The sequence below is a fragment of the Pseudoalteromonas sp. PS5 genome (genome assembly GCF_004103255.1).
GTDB classification, from domain to species: Bacteria; Pseudomonadota; Gammaproteobacteria; order Enterobacterales; family Alteromonadaceae; genus Pseudoalteromonas; species Pseudoalteromonas peptidolytica.
The window spans coordinates 1-6,365 of sequence record NZ_RCSQ01000204.1 but is presented as its reverse complement, the minus strand read 5'-3'; the positions used below and the strand labels follow the sequence as shown (position 1 = coordinate 6,365).

Here is a 6,365-nt window from a genome sequence, read left to right as displayed (position 1 = left end):
TAGTTATCGACAAGATTTTCTCTCCTCAAAATAGACCACTTAATTAAGATAATTGGTATAAATCAAAAAATGAAAATAAAAAGACATCAATATTGCAGCATTTTCGACTGCTTTACGTTAAAATATTCGGTTATACCAGTTACGCAAGTTCCTGTGACTTGCGAATAATTGTAGTTGGTATCAATTGGCAGCAGTTGCTGCTTATCACCATCACACGGGCTTCCTAACGGGGTATTTATGTCAGATAAGTGCTATATCACAGCGCAACAATTGCTAGAAGATTCATTTCGCTTAGCCGCTAAAGTTTATGAAGATGGGTTTAGACCTGACTTTATTATTGGTATTTGGCGTGGTGGTGCGCCTATTGGTATTGCAGTGCAAGAATTCTACGACTACAAAGGCATCGAAACCGATCACATTGCAGTGCGTACTTCCTCTTACTATGGCATTGGCAAGCAATCGAAAGAGATCAAAGTACATGGCTTGCACTATATAGTCGAAAATGCGAATGCCGACGACTCATTACTGATTGTTGATGATGTCTTTGATTCTGGTCGCAGTATTTTCGCATTAAAGGAAAAACTTGAAGAGCTAATGCGGTTAAACTTACCGCGAGATATTCGCGTAGCTTGTCCATACTACAAGCCTGCGAATAAGAAGGTGCCCATGACACCAGATTACTTTATTCATGAGTCTGATGAGTGGCTAGTATTTCCTCATGAGCTTTCGGGTTTAACCCCTGAAGAGTTAATCGAGGGTAAGTCAGATCTCGCTAATATTAAGCACTTGTTCGCTAAGTAGCTTAATATAAAAGCAATGAGGGCGAGTATTACTCGCCCTTTTTATTTACCTAAACTTCCGATAATCTGTTGTATTTTGGCTATGATCCCCATCAAGCCTGCGCGAAGCTATCTACAAATGCTTCAAGCGTATCAATGTCTACTGGCTTTAATCCTTCACTACTGCGCACTATAAGTCCTTTTTCTACTAATTCACTCACCACTCGGCGGTAAGCACGCTCGGTAGTAGCAAATCGTTCAGCTTCGGCGCTAACCGTTGAGTAGGCTCGTAATAGTGTCGGATTAGAGTTTTCCGCGCGCAACAAACAATCTTTAGCAATGTTATAGCTCAAAGGTAATAATAATTTGTCTAAGTTTATCTTCTGATTTTCGGTGAATTTTGCCGCAATGGTTTGTGCTGTGTACAAGCTCAGCTCAGGTTGCTCAAGCAGTAACTTTCGCCAGTATTTTAGCTCGATTAGGTGATATGTCACATCACTCAAACACGTTACCGTGTAAATACAAGGCTGATGATTCAGTGCCTCAATTTCCCCAATCAAAGTATTGTTACAATCTAGTTGGCCAAGCAACAAACGACGACCGTTACCGACATCATAACTAAAAGATACAGTTCCACTGGTGACTAATATAAGCTTACTCAGCGGCTCGTCTTGGTGGATCAAGACTTCCTTTTTACTGTGTTGAAAACTGTTACCAGCAAAAGCGAGTAACTGTTCGACCAAATTGGTTGAAAAATGATATTGAAACATCTAGATGGCTCTTCGGACAAATGTCCTATTTATTAAACTATAATGACGTTAGCATGAATTTTTAAGTTTTACGCTAACTCACACTGTTTAAGTAGTATCACATTACATCGCTGCGCGAATTTATTGCATGATATTACCTTTAAACCCCCACTTCCCGTGTTAGAGCTAAGTGATTGGTGCTAATTTCTAGGGGTTTGTGGGTTAGCCTTTTTATACCAATTTGCTTAATTAAGTGACCTACTGTGAGGCGAGAAAATCTTGTCGATAACAAGGCAAAATTTTACTTTTTAGAGGTTCTAAAGTAAAAAATTTTGAACGCCGTTAGCGCCAGATTGACTCCTTCATATTGAGCAAGTATTAAGACTAATCGATATTATTCTGCACGAGACACAAATTCGAGCATAAACTATATGCTAACGCAACTTAGGGGAGAGAACAAATGAGTTGGGAATATTTAGGCTATTTAGCCTCTGCTTTTTTGGTCTTATCTTTAATGATGAGTGATGTGACCAAGTTGCGTTGGTTTAATTTGATCGGCTGTATTTGTTTTACTGCCTACGGCGCACTTATTCAAGCGTGGCCGGTGGCATTAACGAATGGCTTACTGGCTCTCGTTAACACCTACCACTTGGTAAAACTGCAAAAGCGCTAACGCTGGTATTTTAATTCACCCGCAATCCACGTTTGCTCAACTTGAATATCGTCAATAACATCGTCGTTTACGGTAAAATAATCTTGGTCAATAAGAATAAAATCAGCCCATTTACCTTGCTCTAAACTCCCTAATTTATACTCTTGAAATGCACTATAGGCAGCGTCTAAGGTAAACGCACGTAGTGCTTGCACCTTGGTGAGCTTTTCAACCGGACGCCAGCCTTGTTCGGGTAAGTTTTGGTGATCTTGTCTGGTAATAGCAGCATGTAAACCATGAAATGGGTTAGCCAATTCAACGGGAAAGTCAGATCCAGCAGCTACTCTACTGCCCTGCTTCAAAAATGTTTGCCAAGCATACGCTCCTCGAAGCTGCTTATCATCTAAGCGTTTTTCTGCCATGTGCATATCCGATGTTGCATGCACAGGCTGCATCGAGGGGATAATATCCAAGGTTTTAAAACGTGGTATATCATCAGGGTGAACAATTTGTGCGTGCTCAATCCGATTTCTCAGTAGTCTCCCGCCCACTTTAGTAAACACATTTTGATAAGCATCAAGTACGATACGATTCGCTCTGTCACCAATAGCATGGGTATGTGCACTGTATCCATGACGGATACTTTGTATTATCAGAGATTCAAGCGTGGATTGGTTTTCAAGCATCAGCCCGCGATGACCTTTACGATCATGATAGTCACCAATTAATGCAGCACCTCGGCTACCCAGTGCACCATCAGCATAGATTTTCACACTGCGGATAGATAATTGATCTTGGGTGTCTTTGATTATCCCTGCCCCCAACATTTCACCCAGTTTAGGTGAGCTGGCGCTGAGCATCGCATAGACGCGAAGCGGCATAGTGCGCTGTTTTGCTCGAGCTTGGTAAACCTGCCATGTGGTGTGGTCAATTCCTGCATCATGCGCTGATGTGATCCCAATACTCAACAAGTGCTCTGCGGCTTTATCTAAAGCTAAGTTCACTTGCTCTTGAGACAGTGTTGGAACTTGGCGACGAACCAGCTCCTCAGCTTTATCGATAAAGATACCACTCGGCTGCCCAGTGCTAAGCTTTATGATTTCTCCCCCTTCAGGAGTCTGGGTTGCACTTGAAATATTGGCTAGCTCCATTGCTTTAGTATTGACCCAAATCGCATGACCATCGACTCGAGTTAACATGACGGGTTTATCTTTAACGTATTTATCTAAGTCCGCTGCGGTTGGAAATTGCCCACCGGGCCATAAAGTTTGATCCCATCCACGGCCTATTATCCACGCCCCTTTATGTGTTTTAGCGTAAACAGTGAGCCGTTTACCAATTTCAGCAATGGAACTGCTACCACGTACATCGAGGGTCAGCAAATTGTTACCTAACCCTATAATGTGCCCGTGCGCATCAATTAACCCTGGTAATAAAGTTTTGCCTTCACCATTAAACTTTATTGCATTGGGGTATTGTTCACTGAGGTCCTTTTCGCTGGTTTTAACAACCTTTCCATCTTTTATCACTAACGAGGAAAACCGCGTAACTGCTTGTGATTTAGTTGGCGTGTAGCCATTTACATTATGTATAACCGTGACTTGTGCTGTTGCACAGAGGCTAAAAACAGCCAAAAGCGCGAGGAATGTTTTTTTCATTTTCGTGTCCTTCACTGAGAGTTTTTATACCAATTCTCTTAATTAAATCGTCTATTTTGAGGCGAGAAAGTCTTGTCGACAACACCGCTTCCGCGTCCTTTAGGCACGGAAAAACCTTGCTATTTAGTGGTTCTAAATAAGAAGTTTTTAACGCAGTTAGTATTAGATATACGCCTTCAAATTGACCTAGAATTAAGGTTAATTAGTATTATTCAGCATAAGCATCTACAGGACTAAAGCCAAGCCTTTGCGTTAATTGTATACTTAACTTTATTACCTTAAGTTTGTTAACGTTGCGAAATAGGGAACCATAGTAGTGAAATTATTTATTGTCTATCTCGGTGGTCGTATCAAAGGTTGCCATATCGAAATGCACGATGTTCGGTTTGTTGCCGCAAACTCGATTGAAGAAGCATACCCTAAGCTAAAACAGCAATGGGTTGGTGATAAAAACGCCGTACACATGGATAGCTACACAATTATAGAGCATGCTGATGGTTATGCCGTAGAGCTTACTGAAGAGGCTGTGCAACAAGCTGAACATTTGTATTTTGTTAATTTAGGCGGGTATAAGCCCAATAGTTTAGCGGAGGCACACGACTTTGGCTTGTTTGTTGCCACAAGTGCTGATGAAGCAAAAACAAAAGCAAAGGCGCACCTATTGGCTGGATTTAGCCATATTCATAAGGATGATTTGCATGAAGTCGATGATTGTTTTGCTATTGATTTGTTCGACCAAAACTTAAATATAAAACTCACCCACAGCGGCCAAAGCACTCCCCTTACACCAATTTGGTTTGGCTACCACCCGCTATAATCGTGTATGTAGGTCACATTTTTAATCGCAGTGCTAACCCTCGTTATTTTCGTCGTTATCCGCTTTAATAGCGATTTTTATCGCGATAATAACGACGGCAAACATTAGAAAAGGTAGCGCTGCAAGAGAGTATTCAACTAAATGGCTATCTTTGTAACTAGGCTGAAGAATAAAATGGCCGCCAACACACATCACGATTACTACAAACAGTAGTGGTAACATCATAATCTCTTTGTTCTTCTTGTGTTTTTTCATTGTGAACTCAGCTAGTTATTCTTTCGTTGCGTGACATTACTCTCTCACACACAGTGTAAAAAAGCTTTGATCGAAATCAGTGCTGCCAATTATACCAATTTGCCTAAAGTTAGAAATAAAATTCGCGTATTTATCACTTGGGAGCGCCCAATGTCCGTGGTATAAAAGCAGGTATTGCTGAAAACGTAGTCAACTAACCATGACCAAAAATAACAAACAAATCATAGTGATCAAACTTGGTACTAGTGTATTAACTGCAGGCAGCCAAACACTCAACAAGCCAAGACTGATAGAACTGGTAAGGCAGTGTGTTACATTGCGAGAAGCAGGCCATCAGATCATTATTGTGTCGAGTGGAGCAGTTGCGGCAGGTCGTGGTGTGTTGTCGCAACAAGTTGGGCATTCACTAGCAGAAAAGCAAATGCTTGCAGCGATAGGCCAAGGCCAGTTAATCCATTTGTGGCAGTCACTTTTTGGTATTTATGATGTCAATGTCGCGCAAATGTTGCTCACCCGGGCGGATTTAGAGCACCGTGAACGCTATTTAACCGCAAGGGATATGCTCACTAAATTATTAGAGCATCACGTTATACCTATCATTAATGAAAATGATGCGGTAGCAACATCAGAAATAAAGGTCGGTGATAACGATAACTTATCTGCCTACGTTGCCATTTTAGCCAATGCCGATAAGCTGGTGCTGTTAACCGATCAGTATGGACTTTTCACCGCCGATCCCCGCGCTAACCCTGAAGCTAAGCTCATCGAGCAAGTAACCCAGATAAATGATGAGCTAAGAGCACTGGCGGGAGATAGCGGCACTCAACTTGGTACTGGTGGTATGGCCACGAAATTACAAGCTGCTGATATTGCACAGCGAGCCGGTGTTGATGTAGTAATTGCTAAGGGTAGCGAATATGACATTATCCCTCAGGTACTATCTCAGACCGCCCCCGCTACCACCTTTTTGAAATTTGATGCGCCAGTGGGTGGGCGTAAACGTTGGCTGCTGTCGGGTCCCAAATCATCAGGTCGCATTATTTGTGATAACGGCGCTATCAAGGCGGTGTGCCATCAAGGCGCAAGTTTACTTGCAAAAGGCATTGTTGCCGTTGAAGGTCAGTTTCAACGTGGCGAATTGATCCAAGTCTTTTGTAAAAATGGCAAGCTTCAAGCGCAGGGCTTGACCAATTTAGACAGTCAAGCCCTGAGTCTCGTGCTTGGCTGTCATAGTAACGAATTTTCACAGCGCTTGGGGTTTAAGACCGAAGAGGAGATCATTCATCGCGACAACATGGTGATTTTGACATAAAAGGAAGCCAATAAAAGCATCAATATCGCTGTAATACCAATTTGACTTAATATTTGCTCAGTTTGAAGGAGTAAATCTGACGCTAAAAGCGTTAAAAATTTCTTATTTAGAACAACTAAATAGCAAAATTTTTGCCTAGTTAT

The 6,365-nt window shown here is 41.8% G+C and carries 7 protein-coding genes; 4 read left to right on the top strand and 3 right to left on the bottom strand.

Annotated features, from left to right (window positions below; all coding sequences use genetic code 11):
• The first annotated feature begins 237 nt into the window (after positions 1-237).
• Positions 238-801: a phosphoribosyltransferase family protein gene (locus D9603_RS20080; RefSeq protein ID WP_125250515.1), complete on the top strand. Its 564-nt coding sequence runs from the start codon at positions 238-240 to the stop codon at positions 799-801.
• Positions 802-892: 91 nt separating this feature from the next.
• On the opposite strand, the gene D9603_RS20075 is transcribed toward D9603_RS20080, so the two are convergent.
• Positions 893-1,549 (bottom strand): Crp/Fnr family transcriptional regulator, encoded by a 657-nt coding sequence (locus D9603_RS20075; protein ID WP_128732651.1) that lies wholly within the window; start codon positions 1,547-1,549, stop codon positions 893-895.
• Positions 1,550-1,988: 439 nt separating this feature from the next.
• On the opposite strand from D9603_RS20075, the gene D9603_RS20070 reads away from it, so the two are divergent.
• Positions 1,989-2,201, top strand: a complete 213-nt coding sequence (locus tag D9603_RS20070; RefSeq protein ID WP_125250517.1) for a YgjV family protein — start codon at positions 1,989-1,991, stop codon at positions 2,199-2,201.
• Here D9603_RS20070 and D9603_RS20065 read toward each other — a convergent pair.
• The gene (locus tag D9603_RS20065) at positions 2,198-3,838 is read right to left on the bottom strand and encodes an amidohydrolase (protein WP_128732650.1); all 1,641 of its coding nucleotides are present in this window, start codon (positions 3,836-3,838) and stop codon (positions 2,198-2,200) included. The two genes, D9603_RS20070 and D9603_RS20065, sit on opposite strands and share 4 nt — an antisense overlap.
• Before the next feature lie 316 nt (positions 3,839-4,154).
• On the opposite strand from D9603_RS20065, the gene D9603_RS20060 reads away from it, so the two are divergent.
• The gene (locus D9603_RS20060; protein ID WP_128732649.1) at positions 4,155-4,655 is read left to right on the top strand and encodes a DUF1543 domain-containing protein; all 501 of its coding nucleotides are present in this window, start codon (positions 4,155-4,157) and stop codon (positions 4,653-4,655) included.
• A 33-nt stretch (positions 4,656-4,688) separates the two neighbouring features.
• On the opposite strand, the gene D9603_RS20055 is transcribed toward D9603_RS20060, so the two are convergent.
• Positions 4,689-4,910 (bottom strand): hypothetical protein, encoded by a 222-nt coding sequence (locus D9603_RS20055; RefSeq protein WP_125250520.1) that lies wholly within the window; start codon positions 4,908-4,910, stop codon positions 4,689-4,691.
• 199 nt (positions 4,911-5,109) lie between these two features.
• Between D9603_RS20055 and proB the strand changes: the two genes are divergently transcribed.
• A complete protein-coding gene (gene proB, locus D9603_RS20050; RefSeq protein ID WP_128732648.1) occupies positions 5,110-6,222 on the top strand; it encodes a glutamate 5-kinase in 1,113 nt (370 codons plus the stop codon).
• Positions 6,223-6,365 lie beyond the last annotated feature (143 nt).

What these genes read in the sequence shown, in the direction of transcription:
- D9603_RS20080 (WP_125250515.1), top strand. Translation starts at nt 238, where the DNA reads ATGTCAGATAAGTGCTATATCACAGCGCAACAATTGCTAGAAGATTCA.
- D9603_RS20075 (WP_128732651.1), bottom strand. Translation starts at nt 1,549, where the DNA reads ATGTTTCAATATCATTTTTCAACCAATTTGGTCGAACAGTTACTCGCT.
- D9603_RS20070 (WP_125250517.1), top strand. Translation starts at nt 1,989, where the DNA reads ATGAGTTGGGAATATTTAGGCTATTTAGCCTCTGCTTTTTTGGTCTTA.
- D9603_RS20065 (WP_128732650.1), bottom strand. Translation starts at nt 3,838, where the DNA reads ATGAAAAAAACATTCCTCGCGCTTTTGGCTGTTTTTAGCCTCTGTGCA.
- D9603_RS20055 (WP_125250520.1), bottom strand. Translation starts at nt 4,910, where the DNA reads ATGAAAAAACACAAGAAGAACAAAGAGATTATGATGTTACCACTACTG.
- proB (WP_128732648.1), top strand. Translation starts at nt 5,110, where the DNA reads ATGACCAAAAATAACAAACAAATCATAGTGATCAAACTTGGTACTAGT.